Consider the following 21108-nt stretch of genomic DNA (forward strand, 5'->3'; position numbering starts at 1 on the left):
GAATAAAAAGCCTTTCTTGACCAAACAGTTATACGGCCTTTTTCCACACCCGGTATGTAGGCAGGTGTTCATTGAGGAGGTCTCGCCATGTCCCCCATGCCGCCACCGATAAGGGGAAGCCCCGACCGCTGGAGGGAGCTCACCCCGGAGCTTGCCGAGAGGGCGATAGAGACCGTGAAAAACGCCCTTCCCTTCTTCACGGCCGGAACGCCGATCGTCCATCACGCACCCCACGGCATTCACGTGGATGTCCCAGTCATGTACCTGAGCTTTGCAGTGGACAGGATTCACTACAACCCTGAGACGAAAACCCCGGCTCCAAAGGGCCTGCCGCCGGAGTCTATGGTGGCCGAAGTCAATCCGGAGGAGGTTAGGGAGCGGGTTCAGGCGCTGTTGGGCGAACTCAGTGTTCTCAGTGGGGCCGAGTTCCGTGCAGAGGGTTGCTGGATCGTGCCGGTGGCGTGGAAAAGCTTTATAATCCTGCACGTCCGCGTCTCGGCCGATGGGGAGGAGCTCATCCCGGATTACGGCCTTACAGAGGAGGTTAGGAGACACGGCGTTTGAGAGGCTGAAGGGCTTTGTAAGACGTGAGTGGTTCCTCACGGTGCTCCTGGTGCTTTACCTAGTCCTGGTTCTCAACGATCCCTCCCTCCCAGGCAGAACGCCCGACCTGGTGGACTGGAGGAGCCTGGCCCTGATAACGTCGCTCATACTCGTCTCAAAGGGCCTTGAGCTGTCGGGAATCTTCACCCGCCTTTCCATTGCGCTCATATCGCTCTCCGGCGGCTCCGAGCGGAAACTGATGCTTCTCCTGATTCCCATCATAGCCCTCTCCTCGGCGGTGATAATGAACGACACCGCGATGCTCGTCTTCATCCCCCTGGTCGTCATCACCGCCCGGCTCGCCGGCATAAACACCGCCCGCGCCGTCACGCTCTCGGCAATAGCGGCGAACGTCGGCTCGGCCCTGACCCCGATCGGCAACCCCCAGAACATCATAATCTGGAACACGTACGGCCTCTCCTTCCTGGGGTTCGTGGGGGCGATGCTGCCCCCCGTGGCCCTGTGGCTCGTCCTCCTCGTCCTCTTCACTCTCACGATACGGGAAAGGCCAATATCCATCGAGAGGCTGCCCCCGGTGGCGATTAAAACGAGGCTCTTTGCCGCATCGCTCTCCCTTCTGATCGGGGACATACTCCTCGCCGAAACCGGAAGGCCGCTCTGGACCCTTCCGCTGACCCTGCTGGTTCTGCTCATCCTCGGCAGGGAGGCTTTGCTGGGCTTCGACTGGGCGCTGGTTTTGACCTTTGCCTTCATCTTCGTGGACTTCGGTGAGATTGCCCGCCTGATTTCCGGCTCTTCCTGGCTTCCCTCCGGGGGACTGGTTCTCCTCCTCGCCTCGGCCGGTCTGAGCCAGCTCATCAGCAACGTTCCCGCGACGGTGGTCTTCATAGGCTCGCGGCCGGAGTGGCTTCCCCTTGCCCTCGGCGTGAACCTGGGCGGAACGGGGATAATAATCGGCTCCCTCGCGAACCTCATAGCCCTCCGCATCTCCGGTATCGGCATTAGGGACTTCCACAGGTTTTCGATTCCGTACTTCCTCATTGCCCTGGTGGTTTCGATTCTGATATTCCTGCTCTGACCCTCTGAGGGTTTCGAAATGGGAAGGTTTATAAGAACATTTGCACAACTGCTCAAATGTGGAGGTGAAGAAAATGACCGAGGTCTGCAAGGTGTACGAAGAGCATCTGGACAGAATCCTGGAGGCCCAGGCTAAGCTGCCCGAGGAGGAGAGCATACTCGAAGCGGCGGACTTCTTCGACGCCCTTGGGAACCCCACCAGGCTTAAAATCCTGCTCGCGCTCATGGAGGCCGGGGAACTCTGCACCTGCGACCTCTCTGCGATAACCAAGCTTTCCGTCTCGGCCATCTCTCACCAGCTCCGCATCCTCAAGGACAGGAAGATAGTCGCCTACCGCAAGGATGGCAAGAACGTCTTCTACCGCCTGGACGACGAGCACATCAGGAAACTCCTGAGGACCGCCCTCGAACATCTCTCGGAGGCAAAGTGATGCCGCAGAAGCTCGTCCTTGAGGGACTCGACTGCGCGAGCTGTGTATACGAGATAGAGGAGGCCCTCAAGAAGGAAGGCTTTGAGTTCGCGCTCGTGAACTTCACAACTAAGGAGCTGGTTATAGAGGGCGACGTCGAGAGGGCCAAGGAGATAGTGAAGAGGGTCGAGCCGGACGTTGAGGTTCTCGAGAAGGACGGACATGGTCACACTCATGACCACGGGGAGACTGACTGGGGAACGGTTTACTCCATAGGTCTCTCGCTGGTTCTCTTTGCCGTTGGAATCGTGATGCGCTACCACTACGGCATTGACGATTGGGTGGTCTTCGGAATCTTCCTCGCGAGCTACCTGATGGCCGGCTGGCGCGTGTTGAGGAGTGCGGTGATCAACTCCCTCCACGGCAACGTCTTTGACGAGAACTTCCTCATAGCGGTCGCCACGCTGGGAGCCTTCGCCATTCGGGAGTATCCTGAAGGGGTCGCCGTCATGCTGTTCTACGTTGTCGGCGAGTTCTTCCAGGACCTTGCGGTGAACCGGTCGCGGCGCTCCATAAAGGCACTGCTTGCGCTCAAGGCCGAGTATGCAAACCTGCTCAGGGACGGTGAGGTAGTCCAGGTGAAGCCGGAGGAGCTGAAGGCCGGCGACGTGATCCTCGTGAAACCCGGCGAGAAGGTTCCCGTTGATGGCGTCGTTATGGAGGGCGAATCCACCGTGGATGCGTCCGCACTGACCGGCGAGAGCGTTCCAAGGGCCGTGCGGGAAGGAGAGGAGATCCTCTCGGGTATGGTCAACCTCTCCGGCCTCCTCAAGGTTCGCGTGACCAGAGAGCTTAGCGAGTCCACCATATCCAAAATCCTTGAGCTGGTGGAGAACGCTAGTGCCAGAAAGGCCAAGACCGAGAAGTTCATAACTCGCTTTGCCCACTACTACACGCCTGCCGTTGTGGGAATAGCCGCCCTAATAGCGACCGTTCCTCCACTGATAACCGGGGACCCCTTCACCCCCTGGATCTACAGGGCTTTAGTCATACTAGTGATCTCATGCCCCTGTGCCCTGGTTCTCTCCATACCCCTCGGCTACTTCGGCGGCATCGGAAGGGCGGCCAGAGAGGGAATACTCGTCAAGGGTTCCAACTACCTCGACACCCTCAAGGAAGCGAGCATCGTGGCCTTCGATAAGACCGGCACGCTGACAAAGGGCGTTTTCAAGGTCACGAAGGTGGAAACCCGGAACGGATTCGGCGAGGAAGAGATCATCGGGTTCGCAGCTTTGGCAGAGGCCCACTCGAACCACCCGATAGCGAAGGCCATACGCGAGGCTTATGGGGGAGAACTCAACGAGGCAGAGATAATCGAGTATGAGGAGATAGCCGGCCACGGCGTCAGGGCTAGGATAGACGGCGTCGAGGTCATGGTCGGAAACGACAGGCTCCTTCACAGGTTCAAGGTCGAGCACGACACCTGCCACGTTAAGGGAACCGTTGCACACGTCGTCATCAACGGAAAGTATGCGGGCTACATAATAATCTCTGATGAGATAAAGGACGACGCCCCGCTCGCTGTGAAGGAACTCAAGTGCCTCGGGGTCAAAAAGGTCGTGATGGTGACCGGTGACAGCAGGGACGTTGCCGAGGAGATAGCGAAGCAGCTTGGCCTCGACGGCTTCTACGCTGAGCTCTTGCCGGGGGACAAGGTGAGGGTCATAGAGGAGCTTGAGAAGGAGAAGGGCGATGGAAAGGTTGTCTTCGTCGGCGACGGCATAAACGACGCACCGGTGCTTGCGAGGGCCGATGTGGGCGTTGCGATGGGCGCCCTTGGAAGCGACGCGGCAATAGAAACGGCCGACGTCGTCATAATGGACGACAAGCCGTCCAAGCTGCCCGTAGGCATCAGGATAGCGAGGAAGACCCAGAGGATAGTGTGGCAGAACATAGTATTTGCCCTCGGCGTTAAGCTTGCCTTCATAAGCCTTGGAATCCTCGGGGAGGCGACCATGTGGGAGGCGGTCTTTGCCGATGTAGGGGTTGCCCTGATAGCGGTCTTCAACGCGATGAGGATTTTAAGGTGAGGCTCCCTTTGTTTTCCCCTTTCAGCCCCTTCACCATTCTATAGAACTCATAAGTCCTCCCTTCAAGCTCTACGGAGTGCTCCCTCTCAACGGAGTAGCCGAGCTTTTTGTATATGGCTATCGCCCTCTCATTGTCCCTCTCAACGTCTAGGACTATTCTCTCTGCCCCGCTCTCCTTGGCGAGTCGCTCTGCTTCGAGCATAAGGGCCTTTCCGATGCCCTTTCCGCGGAATTCTGGGTAAACGGCGACGTTGCTGACGTAGTAGTCTCCCCTTTCCAGTCTCCCAGAACCTGATGTGGAGCTTATGAACCCGGGAAGCTTCCTCAGAAAGTCAAAGCCGAGGCTCTTCATCATCAACCAGCCCGTTCTCTTCTCTTCCATCTCCTTGACCTTCCAGTCGTAGCTCAGGAGCATTCCGGCTATCTGTCCTCTGTAAATCGCAAAGACGACGTGCTCGTGGCTGAAAAGGTTTGCTTTTTCAATGTAGAGCCTTCTGAAAAGCTCGGAGAACCTCGGCCCGAGCAGGGCTGGGAAGTACTCGGGCGCGGAAATTTCCATGAGCCTCGCGAAGTGCTCGGCCTCGGTTTTCTTTCCCTCTCCGGCCTTTAGAACTATCTCTACCATGATTACGTTTTGTGGGTCAATGTTTATAACCCTGCTCCAGCCCTTCTAGTTTCCCGGATCTATCTGCTTGGTGTGTCAAAACTCCTATTTTAAAAGTTCAGACGGCGTGGGTTTACATTCTGACAATAATAAGCCTATTAGGGTTTTGGGTCAAATGTTGTGATAGGTGAGTAGGGTGAAGAAAGAAGCCGGCGGCCATGATGGTCATGATATGGGTGCAAATGAACATGGGGGTCACAAAGGCATGAAGCACGAGAAACACGAACATGAAGGCCATTCCCATGCAAAGCACCACGAGATGATGATGGAGGACTTCAAGAAGCGCTTTGTAGTCTCCGTGATACTGACGGTTCCGATTCTGATTCTGTCCCCGCTGATACAGGACTTCTTCGGCTTCGAGCTGACCTTCCCGGGAGACCGCTACGTTCTCTTTGGACTTTCCGCGGTGGTGTACTTCTACGGCGGCTGGCCGTTCCTGAAGGGCATGGGGGACGAGCTGAAGAAAAAGTTACCCGGAATGATGACGCTGATAGCGCTGGCAATCACGGTTGCCTTCTTCTACAGCACCGCGGTAACCTTCGGCCTGTCCGGAAAAACCTTCTACTGGGAACTGGCAACGCTTATTGACATCATGCTTATCGGACATTACATAGAGATGCGCTCCGTCCTCGGAGCTTCAAGGGCACTTGAGGAGCTCATAAAGCTCATGCCCACCGAGGCGCACCTCGTAACGCCCGAAGGGGTGAAGGATGTCCCGGTCAGTGAGCTGAAGAAGGGCGACGTGGTTCTGGTCAAGCCCGGCGAGAAGATACCCTCCGACGGCATCGTTGTCGAGGGGGAAACGAGCGTCAACGAGGCGATGCTCACCGGCGAATCGAAGCCCGTCTACAGGAAGCCTGGGGACGGTGTCATAGGCGGTTCCATAAACCTCGAGGGCGCGATAAAGGTCCGGATAGAGAAGACCGGAAAGGACACCTACCTGATGCAGGTCGTTGAGCTCGTCAGGCAGGCGCAGGAGACGAGGTCAAAAACGCAGGATCTGGCGAACAGGGCGGCTTTCTACCTCACGCTCATAGCCATAACCGCTGGAACGGTAACGCTTGGAGTGTGGCTCTACATCGGCAAGCCCTTCGTCTTCGCCCTTGAGAGGATGGTTACAGTGATGGTCATAACCTGTCCCCACGCCCTCGGCCTGGCCGTCCCGCTGGTCGTCTCTGTCTCGACCTCGCTGTCGGCGAAGAAGGGAATCCTCATCAGGAACAGAGAGGCCTTTGAGAGGGCGAAGGATGTGAAGGTGGTCGTCTTCGATAAGACCGGAACGCTGACAGAAGGGAAGTTTGAGGTGACCGAGGTAATACCCCTCGATGAGCTCGGCGAGGAGGATGTGCTGAGATACGCCGCCGCCCTCGAAGCCCACTCAAACCACCCGATAGCCCAGGGGATAGTGGAGAGAACAGAGGAACTCGGCCTTGATCCCTATAAGGTTAGGGAGTCGAAGGTCCTGCCCGGTAAGGGCGTCCAGGGCGTCATCAACGGCAAAGAAGTCCTCGTTGTGAGCCCCGGCTTCCTGAAGGAAAACGGCCTGTGGAGGGAGGACGAGCGCGTTAAGGAGGTTCTTGAGCAGGGTAAGACGGTGGTCTTCCTTGTAATCGACGGCAAGCTCGTTGGCGCTTTGGCACTGGCGGATAGGATAAGGCCCGAATCGAGGGAGGCCGTGAAGAGGCTCCACGAGATGGGCATAAAGGCCTACATGCTCACCGGCGACAACGCCAAGGTTGCAAAGTGGGTTGCTGAGGAGCTCGGCCTCGACGGCTTCTTCGCCGAAGTCCTGCCCCATCAGAAGTCAGAAAAGATAGTTGAACTCCAGAAGCAGGGGTTGGTCGTTGCGATGGTTGGCGACGGCATAAACGACGCTCCAGCTTTGATTCAGGCCGATGTCGGGATAGCCATTGGAGCGGGAACCGACGTGGCGATAGAGAGCGCCGACATAATCCTCGTCAAGAACGACCCTAGGGACGTTATAACCGGGGTACACCTCGCTAAGGCAACCTACAGGAAGATGGTGCAGAACCTGGCCTGGGCGACTGGCTACAACACCTTCGCGATTCCCCTGGCGGCAGGTGTGCTATACAGCTACGGAATCCTTCTCAGCCCCGCCCTCGGTGCCCTGCTGATGAGCATGAGCACGGTAATAGTGGCAATAAACGCGAGGTTCCTGAAGGTTTGAGGCCCTTTTTACTTTATTTTTTTGCGAAAATTTTTGTTCGTTTCTTTTCGTTTTGTCAATAATAAGCCCTATAGGCTTTGCCACTGAGTAGCGTTCGAGGAGATCAAAATGATGCTTGAAAACGTTAATCCGGACTTTCTGGTCCACATGGAAGAGGGAGAATGGGGGTGGCATGAGATGATGGGATTCGGCTGGTTTGGAATCTTTGGGGCGATATTCATGCTCCTGTTCTGGATTTTGATAATCGTCGGAGTGGTCTGGTTCATCAAATGGCTAGTGGAACAGGGCTCGGGCGGAAGCAACGGTACCTCAAAGAAGAGCGCCCTTGAGATACTCGACGAGAAGTACGCGCGGGGCGAAATAGACGACGAGGAGTATGAGAAGAGAAGGAGAAAGCTGCTTGAGGCATGACGGGCCATCAGCCACTTTTCTGTTTTGTGGAGGCCTTTTCCAGGTTCTCCCGCGTTTTCTTAAACTCCCTGAGGCAGGTGGGACAGCAGAAGAAGTAGACCCTGTTGTGGTACTTGTACACTATCGGCTCGTCCACAATCTCCTTGCCGCAGTAGTCGCATTTGAAGGGGACCTTTACCTTCGGCGGGTTCGCCCGCTCAAAGCTCTCCAGGATTGGCATTATCTCGATGACCTCAAAGCCGGCCCCCTCGATGACCCTTTTCAGTTCATCCATGCTCTCGATGGCGATTTTTATGAGGTACTTTCTGCTCGTGAAGCGGTTTATCTCGATTATCTCCTGGAACTCCTCCATTCTCTCGGGCTCGTCCGTTTTGACGATGAGCGCAACGATGTTGTGGCCCCTTACCAGCTGGGGGTTGAGCTTGATGGTGTATCCCTGTATAACCCCCTCTTTCTCAAGCTTTTCAAGCCTAGATTTAACGGTCGGCCTGCTGACGCCGAGCCTCTCGGCAAGCTCCGAGACACTCAACCTGGAGTTGTCCATTAGGAGGTAGATGAGCTTCAGGTCGAGGGCGTCGAGTTTCATGTATTTCACCACTTCCATTAGGCCCTCAAACTATAAAAATTCTCTGTTCTCGTTGTGCATACATAACAACTTGCCAATATACAACTTGGTATTGAAACTATCTGCAACCGATGATCCAAGATGACCCTGACCTCCGTTCCCCGATAACCCAATAAGGGGTTAAGTTGTTCTAGTGTCATGAAGCGCCTGAAAATCGCAATACCCTACGAAGGGGAGCTCTTCGCTGGCCTTGAATGGTTCCTCGAAGCGATAGAATGGGCCTATGGGGACACGTACTTCACCATAGACACCGACGTCGTTAAGTTGGTGGAGATCAAGTTCAAAGATGGCGTGAACCCGGAGGAGATACTTGAAAGGCTGAGGGTTCTTCCCCATGTGAAGGACGTTAGGGCCTTTCCCCGGAATGGGGGGTATCTGCTCTACATTCGCGCTTCCTTTGAACCCCAAAGGGAGCAGGCCGATAGGCTCTTCGAACTCCAGAAGAAGGGCCTCGTTATTTTTGAGAGTGGAACTTTCGTCGGGGGCGAGAGCGTCCTCTCGGTCCTCTGCGAGGAGGGACTCGTTGGGAAAGTGATAAGGACATTCCGGGAAACCTACGGCGCAAGAGTTATCAGCGTTGAGGAAGCGGAAACGGAGAAAAACCCCCTCTCAAAGCTTACGAAGAGACAGGCCGAGGTTCTTCTTCTCGCCTACAAGAGCGGCTACTTTGACGAGCCTCGGAAGGTCACCCTGCGCGAGCTGGCGGAGATGCTGAACCTCAGCCCCTCGACCGTGAAGGAGCACCTGAGAAAGGGGTTGAAGGCAATGCTCGGTGAATTGCTGGAGTAATGGGGTGAAAGCATGAAAAAGAACGTCATGGAAGAATTTTTCAACGTGGAGGCTCCGCACTACCTGAACGAGCCGTTTACGAAGAACACAGAGGAGGAAGTTAACTTCATACTGAGCGAGCTCAAACTTCCGAAGGGCTCGAGGATTCTGGACATTGGGTGCGGTGTCGGCAGGCACTCCATAGAGCTCGCGAAGAGGGGATACCGGGTCACGGGAATAGACATTTCGGAGGGAATGCTCGCGGAGGGCCGAAAGAGGGCCGAGAAGGAGGGGGTAAACGTCGAGTTCATCAGGGCGGACGCCACGAAATTCCAGCGTAGAAGGGAGTTCGACGCGGCCATCTGCCTCTGTGAAGGTGCTTTTTCAATTCTCAGCCACGGGGATAACCCGATAGAGCACGACCTCGCCATACTGAGGAACGTCTACGAGTCCCTGAAGCCGGGTGGAAGATTCATATTAACGGCCCTCAGCGCCCTCGGGAGGCTCAAGAACGCCACGGACAAGGACATAGAGAGCGGGCTCTTCGATCCGGACTCGATGACGTTCCTTGAGGAACTAACCGCACCGAACGGGGAGCGGTTCACAATACGAGAGCGCGTCTACACCCCAACCGAGCTCAAACTGATGCTCATGATGGTCGGCTTTGAAGTCGAGGCAGTCTGGGGAGGCACGGCCGGAAGGTGGGGCAAGAGGAAGGTGGACTTTGAGGACATCGAGATAATGGTCATCGCAAGAAAGCCGGGATGACTGACCCGCACATGTGCGGGGTTACCTATAACTATTCCGAATGCCTATCTTTAGCCGGTGAAAACATGCCCGTCATAGAGGTTGCGAACGTTAAGAAGTATTATGGCGAAGTCAGGGGCGTTGAGGGGCTGAGCTTCTCGGTCGAGAAGGGCGAAATCTACGGCTTCCTTGGGCCGAACGGGGCTGGCAAGACCACGACGGTCAAAATCCTGGTGAAAATCCTGAGGGACTACGAAGGGACCGTAAAAATCCTAGGAAAAGACCTCAGGGAATGGGGTAAGGAGTACTACAACAAAATCGGCGTCTCCTTTGAGTTCCCGGCCGTTTATTCGAAGCTCACCGCCAGGGAAAACCTCGGGTTCTTCGCGAGTTTCTACAGAAAGCACCTCGACCCCACTGAAGTGCTCAAGATGGTCGGCCTGGAGGAGAAGGCGGACGAACTCGTTAGTGGCTTTTCAAAGGGGATGAAGAAGAAGCTCGACCTCGCGAGGGCTTTACTGCCGGATCCGGAAATACTCTTCCTTGACGAGCCGCTCGAAGGCCTCGACCCGGCGAGCGCGAGGAGGATAAAAGACCTGCTCCTGGAGATGCGCGAAAGCGGGAAGACGGTCTTCCTGACCACCCACAACATGTACGTGGCCGATGAGCTCTGCGACAGGGTCGCCTTCATCGTGGACGGCTCCATAAGGCTGGTGGACAATCCCGGCGAGCTGAAGGTGAAGATGGGCAAGCGGCTCGTTAAGGTGGAATACGTCGCCAACGGCAGTGTTGCCGTGAAGGAGTTCCCGCTCGAAGGAATAGGCCGGAACGAGGAGTTCCTTAGGGTCATTAGGGAGCACGAAGTCAGGAGAATAAACACCGAAGAGCCTACCCTGGAGGAGATATTCCTAAAGGTGACGGGGAGGAGGCTCGTATGAGGAACATCGTCAGAACGAACATTGTTCTCGGGGTGAGGAGCTACGTCTACCCTATATACCTGCTCGTGGCCTTAGCTTATGGCCTCATGCTCCTTGCCTTCCCGGAGCGCTACCTCCCGACGATGGTGCCGATCTTCCTCCTCTTCGAGCCGGGGCTCGTTGGCTTCATGTTCGTTGGCACGGAGATATTCGCCGAAAAGAAGGACGGCGCGATAGGCACTCTGGCGGTCACGCCGATAGACTGGAGGAGCTACATCTTAGCTAAAACACTCCTCCTGAGCCTGCTCTCAGTCATCGGGGCGGTGCTCATAATGGCGATAGGCACCCGCTCCCTCAACGGGCTTCCGTATGTGGTTGTTGGGACCTTTCTCGTCTCCATAGTTTACACGCTCCTTGGAATAGCGGTCTCGGCCAAATACCGCGACCTCGACGACTACTTCATCCCTATACTGGGGGTTATGGTGGTCTCGCTCCTGCCCTTCGCGCACTACCACGGCTATCTGACGGGTGAAGTCTGGAAGGTCCTCTATGCAGTCCCGAGCTATCCAGCGATATACTTCTTCAAGGCGCCCTTCGAGGAGATAACGAGGAAAACGCTGGCCTATTCAGCGGCGGCCCTGCTCGCCTGGTCTGGAATAGCCTATCAGCTCGCTAAAATCCGCTTTTACAGGTATGCGGTGGAGGGATTGAGATGAGCTTTGTGAGAAAGTTCGCTTCCATCTACAAGACCGACCTTAAGCTCCTCCGCAGGGACCCCATGCTGGTCTATTCCGTGGCAATGACCCTTGTGCTCCTCCTTATTGTCCGGTACTTCAAAGACCGCATTGGAGTTTACTACCCGCTGCTCGCCCTGCTGATGATGCTGTTCATCCCCATGATATTCGGCATGGTGCCCGGTTTCATGATGGCGGACGAGAAGGAGGACAAAACCATACAGGCCCTTCAGGTGATTCCCATCTCAAGCGAGGCCTTCCTCGCCTACAGGCTTACGGGGGCCTCTGTGGTTACGGTGGTAATGACCGGCCTCGCACCCACAATCCTCGACATTGAAATCTCGCGGAACGGCCTGCTGGCGCTCATGGTGCTCTTCGTGCTCGAGGTCTGGATTTACGGACTGCTCATCACGGTGTTCTCGGAGTCGAGGATGCAGGCACTGACTGCATCAAAAGTCCTGGGCTGGCTCCTCATGCTACCGCCGCTGATAAAGCTGGTCGTGGAGTGGAGGGACCTCTCAACCGACTGGAGCAAGTTCACAGCTTTCCTCCCCACCTACTGGCTCTACAGGGTCTTCGAGGGGATAACCCTCAACGATTACGGTGACTTTCCGACCGCTGTGGTTGTGCATCTGACCTGGCTCGTCCCGCTGGTGGTGCTCTTCAGGAGAAGGGTGCTTTAGCTCCTCTTACTTTTTTTGTTAATGCGAGAAGAATAACCAAGAACTAAGAAGGGAAAGAAGCTCACTCAAGCTTCTTGTGGCAGAACCACCAGTCGTAGCACTCGATCTCGCCCTTGGCCTTGGCCTCCTCGCGCTCCTTGATGGCGTCGACGGTTCCGGCCGGCGGAACGATGGCGCGGTCGCCGATGAGCTCGTTGTTGGGCCACTTGTGCGGCAGGGCAACGCCCTTCTCGGTGCTGGTCTTGAGGGCCTTGACGAGCCTGAGTATCTCGTCCCAGTCCCTACCGACCTCAGCCGGGTAGTAGACTATCGCGCGAATGACGCCCTTGTCATCGACGATGAAGACCGCCCTGGCGGTTATCGTGGCACCGCTCGGGATCATGCCGAGGGTCTCGGCGAGGTCACCGCGGTCGTCCGCTATAACCGGGAAGGTTATCTCCTCACCGAGGTTCTCCTTGATCCACTCCATCCACTTCAGGTGGCTGAAGACCTGGTCAACGCTCAGCCCGATCGGCTCAACGCCGAGCTTCCTGAACTCCTCGGCGCGTTTCTGCATTGCGTAGAACTCGGTCGTACAGACCGGGGTGAAGTCGGCCGGGTGACTGAAGAGAACGAACCACTTGCCCTTCTCAGTGAAGTAGTCGGGCAGCTTTATCCTGCCGTGGGTGGTGTTGACCTCAACTTCCGGGAACTTTTCTCCTATCACTACCATCTTCCATCACCTCATTTTTCTATGTTTTCTTCACTATAAACCTTCCTGGTTCGGATATATAAACCTTTCGGTTCGTCTAACGCTATTAATTTTGTCGAATATCCAAGAATTTTAAGGGGCCGGGGGATAGCTGTGCAAAGAATGCCCATCATTGGTTGTCATAGTGAGAGATTGAATGGAAATGCATTGTCGAAAAGCTTGAAGAAAAAACCCATTTTTGCCTTAAACTTTCTTAACTTCGACCCATGTTGAATGGTATACAGAACCGTTCCCGTACTTTTTGACGGTTTCATCTCCCGTCAGAAAGTTTGCATTCCAGCCAAGGAGTCTAACCCAGAATGCCTTGTAGAGCATTACAACCCCCTGCGGAACGTTCTCCGTGAGCCTGGCCTCCGTTCTGATGCTCCCGTTGTCGTTAAAGACCTCGACGGTATCGCCGTTCGTAATCCCTCGAGCCGAGGCATCGGCAGGGTTGATGTAGAGGTTCGGGTCGATCATCCCATGTGTGTTATGGTACTGGCTCGTTATCGTCATCCGGTAAGTTGGGGTGAGGAGCCGGAGTGGATACTTCCCCCTGAACTTCCTGTACTCTGGAAACGGGCTTAAACCCCTTTCAACGGCCATCCTGGAGTAGAACTCGATCTTTCCGCTCGGTGTCTCCCACCCTCTCGGTCCTTCCGGAATTTTAACGAAGCCCTTTGCCTTCAGCTCTTCCCAGCTCAGTCCGTTGAGTTCGAGAATCTTCCTTATGACCTCCTCGTCGCTCTCGTAGAGGTATGGGCTGTCAACCCCGAGCGCCCTCGCGAGGAGCCGCGTAACCTCGCTGTTGCTCTTTCCGTGAAGCCTCGCGACCGGCTCGTTTAGAGCTATGTAACGGTGGTAGTAGGAATCCGCTATATCGAGTCTCTCAAAGAATGTGTTCGCCGGAAGGACAACGTCCGAGTACAGGGCCGTGTCGGTGAGGAAGATATCATGCGTGACCACGAAAACGTCGCTCTCAATCAGCGCTCTCCTCAGCCGGTTCTGGTTAGGCAGGCTCGTGAGTGGGTTGGAGTTATATACATAGATGAACTTTATCTCGCCCCGCTCGATGTACTCGGCGAGTTTCATCTGGGGAATCCTCTTCGCCGGCTTCGTCCTCAGGAACGCGCCTTCGGCGTAGCTTTTATCTATTGTCTTCATGTCGTAGATGAAGCCGAAGCGGTGACCTATTAGGGCCGGAAGGATTGCTATCGCCCTGACCGCTTCTCCACCGGCTAAAGAGCGCTGAAAGCCATAGCCGATGTGGATTACTCCCCTCTTCTCGGCGAACTCTCGAGCGAAGGTCTCTATATCCTGCACGGCAATGCCCGTCTCAGTGCTTACATAATCAAACGATAGTGTTTTTACATAATTCTTGAATTCTTCAAAGCCATAAACGTTCTCGCGGACGAAGGCTTCGTCGTAGAGCCCCTCCTCGATTATAACCTTCGCAACTCCGAGGGCGAAGAGGACGTCGGTGTCGGGCCTTATCCGGAAGAACCTGTCGGAGCGCTTGGCCGTTTCGGTTCTGACGACGTCAACCGTCCAGATTTCGAGGTCGTATTTCCTCGCCAGCGTGAAGCCGTGCAGGTTCGTCCAGAAGGCGTTTATTCCCCAGTAGACCACCAATCGATGGTTTTTGAGCTCCTCCGGGTCCATTCCAACTGCCGTCCCGTAGACGTCCCTCAAAGCCTCCTGACCTGCCCTGTCGCAGATGCCGTAGTCGAGCATCGATGTGTTCAGGTAGTGGAAGAGCCTCAGCGGGAAGGCGTAGTTCACAACTCCCCTGTCCCCGGCGTACTGATAGACGAGAACGCTTTCACTTCCATGTTCCTCAATCGTCTCCCTCAGCTTCTTGGCAACGAGTTCAATAGCTTCCTCCCAGCTCGTCTCCCTAAAGCTCCCGCTTCCCCTCTCGCCCCTCCTAACGAGCGGCCTTTTGAGCCTGTCCTCAGAGTGGAACCATTTTGGGAGAAGTGCTCCCTTGGGGCAGAGGAAACCGGCCGTTATTGGGTGTTCAGGGTTGCCCTTAACCCTGAGCCGGCCGTCCTTGAGTTCGCTCAGGATTGAGCATGTGTCGTAGCAGTCCCTCATGCAGACGGAGAAGGGCATGGGCATCACGGGGCGATCCTTATCCTCTCGGCCGCGTCCCTCTCCACGAGAACCTTCCCAAGGCTCCTGGGAATAATAACGAGGTCTCCGGCCCGGAAGGGGCCGTACTCCCTAAGCTCCGGGTCGAGTATCTTCGGAAGGTCAACTTTGATTATGTACGCCTCGCTCGGGATGCTCTTCTTGAGCTCGGGAGCCTTTGTGGCGACTTCGGACACGGTCTGGGCGGTCTCTTTCCCGGGAGTGGGGACGCTGAGCCCCTCGAGCTCCTCGCGCTCTATGAACGCCCTCAGAACCGTGAATATCTTCTTCTCCTCGGCAGTCAGCTCGCCGGGGATTCCTTCGACCGCCAGATCAACGATTTTATGGAGCCTGATTTTGATTATCTCACGCATGAGCTTCTCAGCTATCCCCAGCTGGGCAAGGTAAAGTCTCTCCTCTATGTCCTCGCCCCTCTCGCGGGAGCTCTCCGCGCTGAGCTTTAGGGCTTTAATTAGGCTGTCGAACTCCTCGTAGAACTCTCCGTCTAGCTCCGTCAGTTCCGGCGAGGAAAGCTCTGCCTCGAGCAGTTCCCTGAGCTTGACGATGTCCACGCTACCACCAGCCGGACTAAATGGGATGAAAGGGGGAAGAAATCAGTCCTCGACGCGCGGGGCGAGGAGGAATATCAGCTTGCCCTCGTCCCTTATCGGGTACTCCATCTGGAGGGGCATCTCGTTGCCAAAGCGGATTATAACCTCGTCGGCCTTCCCGATGCCCTTTATCATGTCCGCGAGGTAGCTGATTCCGTAGGCGCTCCTGGTGTCCTCCTCAACCTCGAGGTCGAGAAGTCCCTCGTCCTCAAGGGTGAGCTTAATCTCGACCTCGTTGGTCTCTCCCTCGGCGCGCATTATGAACTCGTTCTCACTGGCTATGAACTTCATGGCGTCGCTGACGAGGGAAGCGTCCTTGACGGCCTCCTTGAGTACCTCGCCGAGGACGATGACCTTGGCGGTGAACGGAAGCTCCGGAAGGTCGAGCTCGAGCTCCTCAACCTCGATGAGCGGGAGCTTGAAGGTTCTCTTTGCCGTGCCCTCGAAGGTGACCTCGAGGAAGTTCTCGTCACCCTTCCTGAGGATGAGAGTGTCCTTGTTCTTGCCGCGCTTGAGTATCTTCTTGAAGTGGTCCATGTTGATTCCGATGGTTTCCTCTTCCTCCACCTCGTACTTGGAGAAGATGCTCTCCGGGAGGTTGAGGTCGATGAGAACGACCCTGCTCGGGTCCATCGCGCGCATTCCAATTCCTTCCTCGGTTATCTTGAAAGCCGCCTCGTCGATGAGGTTGCTTGCGGTGGCTATAAGATCGGCAAAATCCTTGGCACCATCGAAAACTATTTCGAACGGCATCTTTACCCCTCCTTCAGTATATCGAGCATCAGCCTAACCCTCTCTTTTCCGCGGAATAAATAAGCTTTTCCGTTGTCGGTGTCTGGAATCCTGCGGTAGGCCTCCTCAAGCTCCTTCAGGGCCTTCTCCGCGAGCTTCCTTAGGGTTTCGCGCTCAAGCTCGGAAAGCTCCCTCACTCGTAGGCCCTCCAGACGTGGCCGCACTTGGTGCACTTGTAGAATATGGTGCTCGGCTCATCGCCGGCCCTCGTCTGCATCTCCCACCAGTACGCAGTATCGTTGCCGCACTTCGGACAGGTGACCTTGGTGGTCGGCAGGGTCGTGACGTCCTGCTCGACGACGATGATTCCCTCGTCGGGCTTGTGCTCGACCTTCTGGGTAATCTTTGTTTTCTCCCTGTCCTTCTCTTCATCAAAGGGCTCCTCATAACCGCATGAGCGGCATACCCATACCTTCCTCTTCCTGTCCGGGAGCATGAGGTTACCGCACTTTGGGCAGAACTTCATTTTTTCACCTCCTTCAGCCGAGGGTTCGGTATGTGGGAGGAGAATAAAAAGTTTTGCCAGATGATGGAGATCAGAAGGAGCCACTCATTTTCATTCTGAGAGCCTTGTGTTCTGGGCGTTGTGGGCTTCGAGCTCCTCTAGATCCCATACCAGCCAGGTTTCCTTCTTTAAAGCCTCCTTCCCTTCAACTCTCTTGGCAATCAGCCCGTAGGATTTCTCCCAGCCTTCAAGCCCAACCAGCTCTGCTTTCCGCTCCAAGTCCTTCAAAATCCCTCTAGCTTCCCTCTCCCCCAGCTCCTTCCACTTCACCTCAACGAAGAGAGCCCTCTTTTCCCGTTCGTTCAAAGCGATGAGGTCAATCTCTTCGCCCTTATGCCACCACCTGCCTATTTTCGTAAACCTGAAAGGCAGCTTTCCCTTTTTGTTAAGCCTGATTAGAAACTCCCTCCCAATCTCCTCGAAAACCCAGCCAAGGTATTCGTTCAGGTCCTCCATCACAAGCTCCACCAAAAAATCGCCCTGTCCGGTCTCTATCAAATCCACGTTCGGGTGGACGTAGCGGAACCAGAAGGCAAAGTAGGGGTCCGCTATATAGTACCGTCCCTTCCGGCTTTTCCTGCTAGCGGTAACCGGAACTTCCCTCCTCACAAAACCGAGATCCGTCAGAATGCTGAGGTACTTGGCAACAGTGCCGCGCTCAAGCCCCGTCTCGTTCATTATCTCGCCGAGCGTCGTCTTTCCACCCGCCACCGCTTCCATCACCGCGAAGTAGTTCCTCGGTTCTTCAAGCTCCTCCATGAGGACGAAGCGAGCATCGCCATACAGGAAGGAATCCGGGCGGAAATAATTCCTAAGGTTTTCCTCGATGCCTTTCGAGTCCTCGAACTCTAAGAGATAAGCTGGCGTCCCTCCGAGGATTCCGTAGGCCTTCACGAACTCCTCAAGCGAGTATCCCGGTAGAAACTCCCTCGCCTCGAAAAAGCCCAGCGGATTAATTTTAAGCTGAGCGGTTCTCCGCCCATAGAGCGGACTCTTGTAGCCGAGCAGTTTCTCCATCATTGAGACGCTTGACCCGCAGATTACGAGGAAGATTTGACTTTTGGAAAGCTTTAAATCCCAGTACTCTTGGAGGATGGAGGGCAAGGCAGGGTTGGCCTTCACGAGATATGGAAACTCGTCGATGACGACGGCAAGTCTTTCATGGCTTTTCTGAACCAAATACTCGAAAAAGGCGTCCCAGCTCTGGAAGGGATTTTTGGCAAGAAACTCGTCGTTGAAGTGCTCGGCAAGCCTCTGGGAGAAACGTTTGAGGTTTTCAGTTTCGCTAGTTTCCCTCGCGAGGAGGTAGATTCCGCTGTTCCTCCTCAGGAACTCGAGGAGGAGTGCCGTTTTTCCAACCCTTCGCCTTCCGTAAACGACTGTGAACTCGGCCTTTCCCTTTCTGAGTCTCTCTTCGAGCAGGCCAAGTTCGGCCCTCCTGTTGATGAACATAATTTACTCACCAGTAATTTACTTGCAAGTAAATTATTTAAAGGTTGTGTTGAACTGGGGGAACATGGTGGAGTGAACACGCTGATCACGTGGAAGAGTTCTCCAAGGATGGTATCAACCTTTGATCTCGAACTCCACGCTCGCGTTCCTACAGCCGGCGAAAGGGCCGCAGATTTCCTTGACGAGCCTGTACCTGCCGGGAGGAAGGTCAGGGTAGGGACGGGGCTCCCCAGGGGATTCATTTTCCGGCAGGTATTTCAGGGTAACGCCCTGCCTCCAGGAGTGAAACGGCGGGAGGTCGTAGAGCATGTCGATGAAGATAAAGGGAGTTCTTACTCCAACCCAGCTCCCGTTCTCCCACCGGTAGATGAGGTAGCCCTGGCCGAAGTAGACGGGCGTTAGGCCGACGTTCCTTATCGTCAGTTTCGGCTCCTCTCCGGGGGAATACGTGGACTTGTCGGGGCTCATCATGAAGTGGGGGCCGGTGAGTCCCCAGAGGAGGAGCATCAGGACGACGATTCCGGCGCCGGTCTTCCACCTCATCCGACCACCTCGAACTCCGCCGAGAGAATTATCTCGTCACTCCTGCCCCCACAGCGCCCTCTGTCGATGATGACGGTCTTCGTAATCATGTACCTGCCGGGCGGCAACGGTTCAAGCTTCCTGGCACCGTCAGAAACGTGTGTAGCGAGGGGCACGGTTTGGCTCCAGTTGCCGCCGGAAGGTATCGTGTAGCCTATACCAGTGAACGAGAACCCGAGGTTGAGTTCTTCCCATCCTCCGTTTTCTAGGCGGTAGAGCCTGTACGAGGCACCCACGAGTAAGGTCTCGCTCCCGGTGTTGATTATTGTGAGGGTAAGGTCCTCACCCACGCGATACGTGCCTTTGTCGAGCCTCATGAGGGCGGTTCCGGCATCGGAGTGTGTGTTTTTGGCTGTCTCACGTGTTCCGGCGTAGAGAATTCCAAGAAGGAGAACGAAGACGGCGAAAGCGGCCAGGGTCCGATTCATCGGCCAGCCCCCTTCAGCCCCTCACGTCGAACTCGGCCCACGCTTCAATCCCCATGCTCATCTTGTTCACCGGGTCGGTAACCACTACGGTTTTCTCTATCCTGTAATGGCCCGGCTCGAGGTTGAGGTGGGCCAGGTTCACCCTCTGCTCCCAGCTCTTCCCGGGCTCTATTATGACCGCAATCTCTATGAACATCAGGTTCACCGGAACCTCCTTCCACGTCCCGTTCTCCAGTTTATAGAGCCTGAAGGCGTAGCCCGTCGTGAAGTTGGCGTTTCCGTTGTTAGTTATCGTTATGACCATCGTATCTGTGGGGGAGTAGACGGTCTTGTCGAGCTTCATAGGGTTTTCAGGGGGCGTTGTAACCGCAGGTTCGTCCTTTGGGGGAAGGTCCGAGGTCCCTCCCCCGTTGGGGGAGTCACTGACGGCGTTTCCCGATGAGGCAAGGTAGTATCCAACCGGAATCAGAAGGACTATCAGCAGAACGGGAATAATCTTCCTCACGCCGCACCACCAGATAAGAGTGCGCAAAAATCCTTTTAACCCTTCCCAACGCTTCAAACGGGATTGCAGCGAAAAGGAAGAAAAGAAATCACTCCCTGAGCGGGAGTCCGTGGTCGAAGGAGTAGTAAACCCTCTGGAAGTTCATCCTGAAGTAGAAGACGTCGCGCTCGACCTTCTTCGGGTCCTCCTTGTCGATGAGGACGCGCTTGATGAAGTGCGCTATCTCCTTCATGTCGTCCTCCATCATTCCAACGCGGGTCATCTCCTGGACGCCTATGCGCAGGCCGCTCGGCTTCTCGACCTTCTCGAGCGGGTCCCAGGGCAGGAGGTTCTTGTTGAGGATTATGCCGGCCTCCTCGAGGAGCGGAGCCGCCCAGCCTCCAGCGGCCTCGTGGAGGTCGCTGACGTCGACGATGACCTGGTGGCTCTCGGTGTAGCCCTTGTCCTCACCGATGACCTTGAAGCCCTCCTCGGCGAGGGCCTCGGCGAGGGCCTTGGCGTTCTTGACGATCTGGGCCGCGTACTTCTCACCGTACTCGAGCATCTCCGCCGCGGTGATGGTCTTTCCGGCCATGTGGTGGAGGTGGTGGTTGCTGAGGACACCCGGGAAGATGGCCCACTGGAGCTTGGCTATCTCCTCGGTCTCGCCGAAGCGCTTGTAGACTATGACACCGCCCTGCGGTCCCGGGAAGGTCTTGTGGGTCGAGGCGGTGATTATGTCAACGCCCTCCCTGAGCGGGTCCTGGAACTGCTTTCCGGCGATGAGACCGAGAACGTGGGCACCGTCGTACATGACGTAAGCGCCAACCTCCTTGGCGACCGGGGCGAGCTCCTTGACCGGGTGCGGGAACGGGAAGAGCGAACCACCGAAGACGACTATCTTGGGCTCGAGCTCGCGGATGAGCTTCTCGGCCTTGTCAACGTCGATGTTGAACTCCTCGTTGTCGAAGGGCCAGGTGTGGACCTCAAGGCCGCGCATTCCGGCGGCACCGAAGGGCATGTGGCTTATGTGGCCGCCGTGGCTGGTGTGGAGAACGATGGCCTTGTCGCCCGGCTGGGTGAGGCCGAAGAAGACCGCCTGGTTGGCGTTGGTTCCGGAAATCGGCCTCAGGTCGGCGAAGTCGCTTCCGAAGAGCTTGGTGAAGAGCTCAACGCCGATGAGCTCGACCTCATCAACGTACTTGCATCCCTGATAGTAGCGGGCCCTCGGCCAGCCCTCGGCGTACTTGTGCATGAAACCGCTCGCCACCGCGCGGGTGACGCTCGGAGAAGTCACGTTTTCACTGGCGATGAGGTTTATCGTGTGCTTCCTCCACTTCTCGTGGTCCTCAAGAAAGTCCATAACCCTGTCGCGGTATGCTTTGTATCCTTCAGCCATGTGGAACACCTCGATGGAGATTTGAGCGCTGGGAATATAAATCTTACCGCATGTGTTCACGTGTACAGAAAAGGACAGCCTGCTGCAGCTGATGAGGCAGGGATGGACCGGTTT

At 55.8% G+C, this 21108-nt stretch carries 24 protein-coding genes; 11 read left to right on the plus strand and 13 right to left on the minus strand.

What is annotated here, in order from left to right; genetic code table 11:
* The first annotated feature begins 87 nt into the window (after nucleotides 1-87).
* The 4 genes from GQS_RS00685 (at nucleotide 88) to GQS_RS00700 (ending at nucleotide 4141) form a co-directional block, all read left to right on the plus strand.
* On the plus strand, nucleotides 88-564 hold the full coding sequence (locus GQS_RS00685) for a hypothetical protein (protein ID WP_014011730.1): 477 nt from the start codon (nucleotides 88-90) through the stop codon (nucleotides 562-564).
* Entirely contained in the window at nucleotides 503-1642 is a 1140-nt protein-coding gene (locus GQS_RS00690) for an SLC13 family permease (RefSeq protein WP_148236342.1), read from the plus strand. The genes GQS_RS00685 and GQS_RS00690 overlap by 62 nt, the downstream gene beginning before the upstream one ends.
* Before the next feature lie 73 nt (nucleotides 1643-1715).
* Nucleotides 1716-2072, plus strand: a complete 357-nt coding sequence (locus GQS_RS00695) for a helix-turn-helix transcriptional regulator (RefSeq protein ID WP_014011732.1) — start codon at nucleotides 1716-1718, stop codon at nucleotides 2070-2072.
* On the plus strand, nucleotides 2072-4141 hold the full coding sequence (locus GQS_RS00700; protein ID WP_014011733.1) for a heavy metal translocating P-type ATPase: 2070 nt from the start codon (nucleotides 2072-2074) through the stop codon (nucleotides 4139-4141). Before GQS_RS00695 ends, GQS_RS00700 begins: the two co-directional genes overlap by 1 nt.
* Here GQS_RS00700 and GQS_RS00705 read toward each other — a convergent pair.
* Nucleotides 4116-4766 carry an N-acetyltransferase gene (locus GQS_RS00705; RefSeq protein WP_014011734.1) on the minus strand — a complete coding sequence of 217 codons (651 nt, stop codon included), beginning with the start codon at nucleotides 4764-4766 and terminating at the stop codon, nucleotides 4116-4118. The two genes, GQS_RS00700 and GQS_RS00705, sit on opposite strands and share 26 nt — an antisense overlap.
* A gap of 244 nt (nucleotides 4767-5010) precedes the next feature.
* Here GQS_RS00705 and GQS_RS00710 point away from each other — a divergent pair, with 244 nt between their 5' ends.
* Both GQS_RS00710 and GQS_RS00715 read left to right on the plus strand, forming a co-directional pair.
* Complete coding sequence (locus GQS_RS00710) at nucleotides 5011-6993, plus strand: heavy metal translocating P-type ATPase (protein WP_048056495.1); 1983 nt, start codon at nucleotides 5011-5013, stop codon at nucleotides 6991-6993.
* Between the two features lie 108 nt (nucleotides 6994-7101).
* Entirely contained in the window at nucleotides 7102-7404 is a 303-nt protein-coding gene (locus GQS_RS00715; protein WP_014011737.1) for an SHOCT domain-containing protein, read from the plus strand.
* 7 nt (nucleotides 7405-7411) lie between these two features.
* Here the strand turns inward: GQS_RS00715 and GQS_RS00720 are convergent, their stop codons facing one another.
* Entirely contained in the window at nucleotides 7412-7990 is a 579-nt protein-coding gene (locus GQS_RS00720) for a TRASH domain-containing protein (RefSeq protein WP_014011738.1), read from the minus strand.
* Nucleotides 7991-8167: 177 nt separating this feature from the next.
* On the opposite strand from GQS_RS00720, the gene GQS_RS00725 reads away from it, so the two are divergent.
* The 5 genes from GQS_RS00725 (at nucleotide 8168) to GQS_RS00745 (ending at nucleotide 11878) form a co-directional block, all read left to right on the plus strand.
* Nucleotides 8168-8818: a helix-turn-helix domain-containing protein gene (locus GQS_RS00725; RefSeq protein ID WP_014011739.1), complete on the plus strand. Its 651-nt coding sequence runs from the start codon at nucleotides 8168-8170 to the stop codon at nucleotides 8816-8818.
* Nucleotides 8819-8830: 12 nt separating this feature from the next.
* Nucleotides 8831-9565, plus strand: coding sequence for a class I SAM-dependent methyltransferase (locus GQS_RS00730; RefSeq protein WP_014011740.1), 735 nt, complete (start codon nucleotides 8831-8833; stop codon nucleotides 9563-9565).
* A gap of 65 nt (nucleotides 9566-9630) precedes the next feature.
* The gene (locus GQS_RS00735) at nucleotides 9631-10482 is read left to right on the plus strand and encodes an ABC transporter ATP-binding protein (RefSeq protein WP_014011741.1); all 852 of its coding nucleotides are present in this window, start codon (nucleotides 9631-9633) and stop codon (nucleotides 10480-10482) included.
* Complete coding sequence (locus tag GQS_RS00740; protein ID WP_014011742.1) at nucleotides 10479-11177, plus strand: membrane protein; 699 nt, start codon at nucleotides 10479-10481, stop codon at nucleotides 11175-11177. Before GQS_RS00735 ends, GQS_RS00740 begins: the two co-directional genes overlap by 4 nt.
* Nucleotides 11174-11878 (plus strand): ABC transporter permease, encoded by a 705-nt coding sequence (locus tag GQS_RS00745; RefSeq protein ID WP_014011743.1) that lies wholly within the window; start codon nucleotides 11174-11176, stop codon nucleotides 11876-11878. The genes GQS_RS00740 and GQS_RS00745 overlap by 4 nt, the downstream gene beginning before the upstream one ends.
* A gap of 61 nt (nucleotides 11879-11939) precedes the next feature.
* Here the strand turns inward: GQS_RS00745 and GQS_RS00750 are convergent, their stop codons facing one another.
* The 11 genes from GQS_RS00750 to glyA all read right to left on the minus strand — a co-directional run bounded on the left by GQS_RS00750 (nucleotide 11940) and on the right by glyA (nucleotide 20994).
* A complete protein-coding gene (locus tag GQS_RS00750) occupies nucleotides 11940-12590 on the minus strand; it encodes a peroxiredoxin (RefSeq protein WP_014011744.1) in 651 nt (216 codons plus the stop codon).
* 222 nt (nucleotides 12591-12812) lie between these two features.
* Nucleotides 12813-14723 (minus strand): molybdopterin-dependent oxidoreductase, encoded by a 1911-nt coding sequence (locus tag GQS_RS00755; RefSeq protein ID WP_014011745.1) that lies wholly within the window; start codon nucleotides 14721-14723, stop codon nucleotides 12813-12815.
* 5 nt (nucleotides 14724-14728) lie between these two features.
* On the minus strand, nucleotides 14729-15313 hold the full coding sequence (locus GQS_RS00760) for a hypothetical protein (protein WP_014011746.1): 585 nt from the start codon (nucleotides 15311-15313) through the stop codon (nucleotides 14729-14731).
* A 42-nt stretch (nucleotides 15314-15355) separates the two neighbouring features.
* The gene (locus GQS_RS00765; RefSeq protein ID WP_014011747.1) at nucleotides 15356-16105 is read right to left on the minus strand and encodes a DNA polymerase sliding clamp; all 750 of its coding nucleotides are present in this window, start codon (nucleotides 16103-16105) and stop codon (nucleotides 15356-15358) included.
* Between the two features lie 2 nt (nucleotides 16106-16107).
* Nucleotides 16108-16281, minus strand: coding sequence for a hypothetical protein (locus GQS_RS10985; RefSeq protein WP_014011748.1), 174 nt, complete (start codon nucleotides 16279-16281; stop codon nucleotides 16108-16110).
* The gene (locus GQS_RS00770; protein ID WP_014011749.1) at nucleotides 16278-16610 is read right to left on the minus strand and encodes a transcription factor S; all 333 of its coding nucleotides are present in this window, start codon (nucleotides 16608-16610) and stop codon (nucleotides 16278-16280) included. The genes GQS_RS10985 and GQS_RS00770 overlap by 4 nt, the downstream gene beginning before the upstream one ends.
* 90 nt (nucleotides 16611-16700) lie before the next feature.
* Nucleotides 16701-18101: an ATP-binding protein gene (locus GQS_RS00775; RefSeq protein ID WP_014011750.1), complete on the minus strand. Its 1401-nt coding sequence runs from the start codon at nucleotides 18099-18101 to the stop codon at nucleotides 16701-16703.
* A gap of 114 nt (nucleotides 18102-18215) precedes the next feature.
* Nucleotides 18216-18644 carry an immunoglobulin-like domain-containing protein gene (locus tag GQS_RS00780; protein WP_014011751.1) on the minus strand — a complete coding sequence of 143 codons (429 nt, stop codon included), beginning with the start codon at nucleotides 18642-18644 and terminating at the stop codon, nucleotides 18216-18218.
* Nucleotides 18641-19111 carry an immunoglobulin-like domain-containing protein gene (locus tag GQS_RS00785; protein WP_014011752.1) on the minus strand — a complete coding sequence of 157 codons (471 nt, stop codon included), beginning with the start codon at nucleotides 19109-19111 and terminating at the stop codon, nucleotides 18641-18643. Before GQS_RS00785 ends, GQS_RS00780 begins: the two co-directional genes overlap by 4 nt.
* Nucleotides 19112-19124: 13 nt before the next feature.
* On the minus strand, nucleotides 19125-19616 hold the full coding sequence (locus GQS_RS00790) for an immunoglobulin-like domain-containing protein (RefSeq protein WP_014011753.1): 492 nt from the start codon (nucleotides 19614-19616) through the stop codon (nucleotides 19125-19127).
* Between the two features lie 88 nt (nucleotides 19617-19704).
* Complete coding sequence (gene glyA, locus GQS_RS00795; RefSeq protein ID WP_014011754.1) at nucleotides 19705-20994, minus strand: serine hydroxymethyltransferase; 1290 nt, start codon at nucleotides 20992-20994, stop codon at nucleotides 19705-19707.
* Nucleotides 20995-21108: the final 114 nt, after the last annotated feature.

Origin of the sequence: Thermococcus sp. 4557 (genome assembly GCF_000221185.1) — an archaeon.
Classification (GTDB): domain Archaea; phylum Methanobacteriota_B; class Thermococci; order Thermococcales; family Thermococcaceae; genus Thermococcus.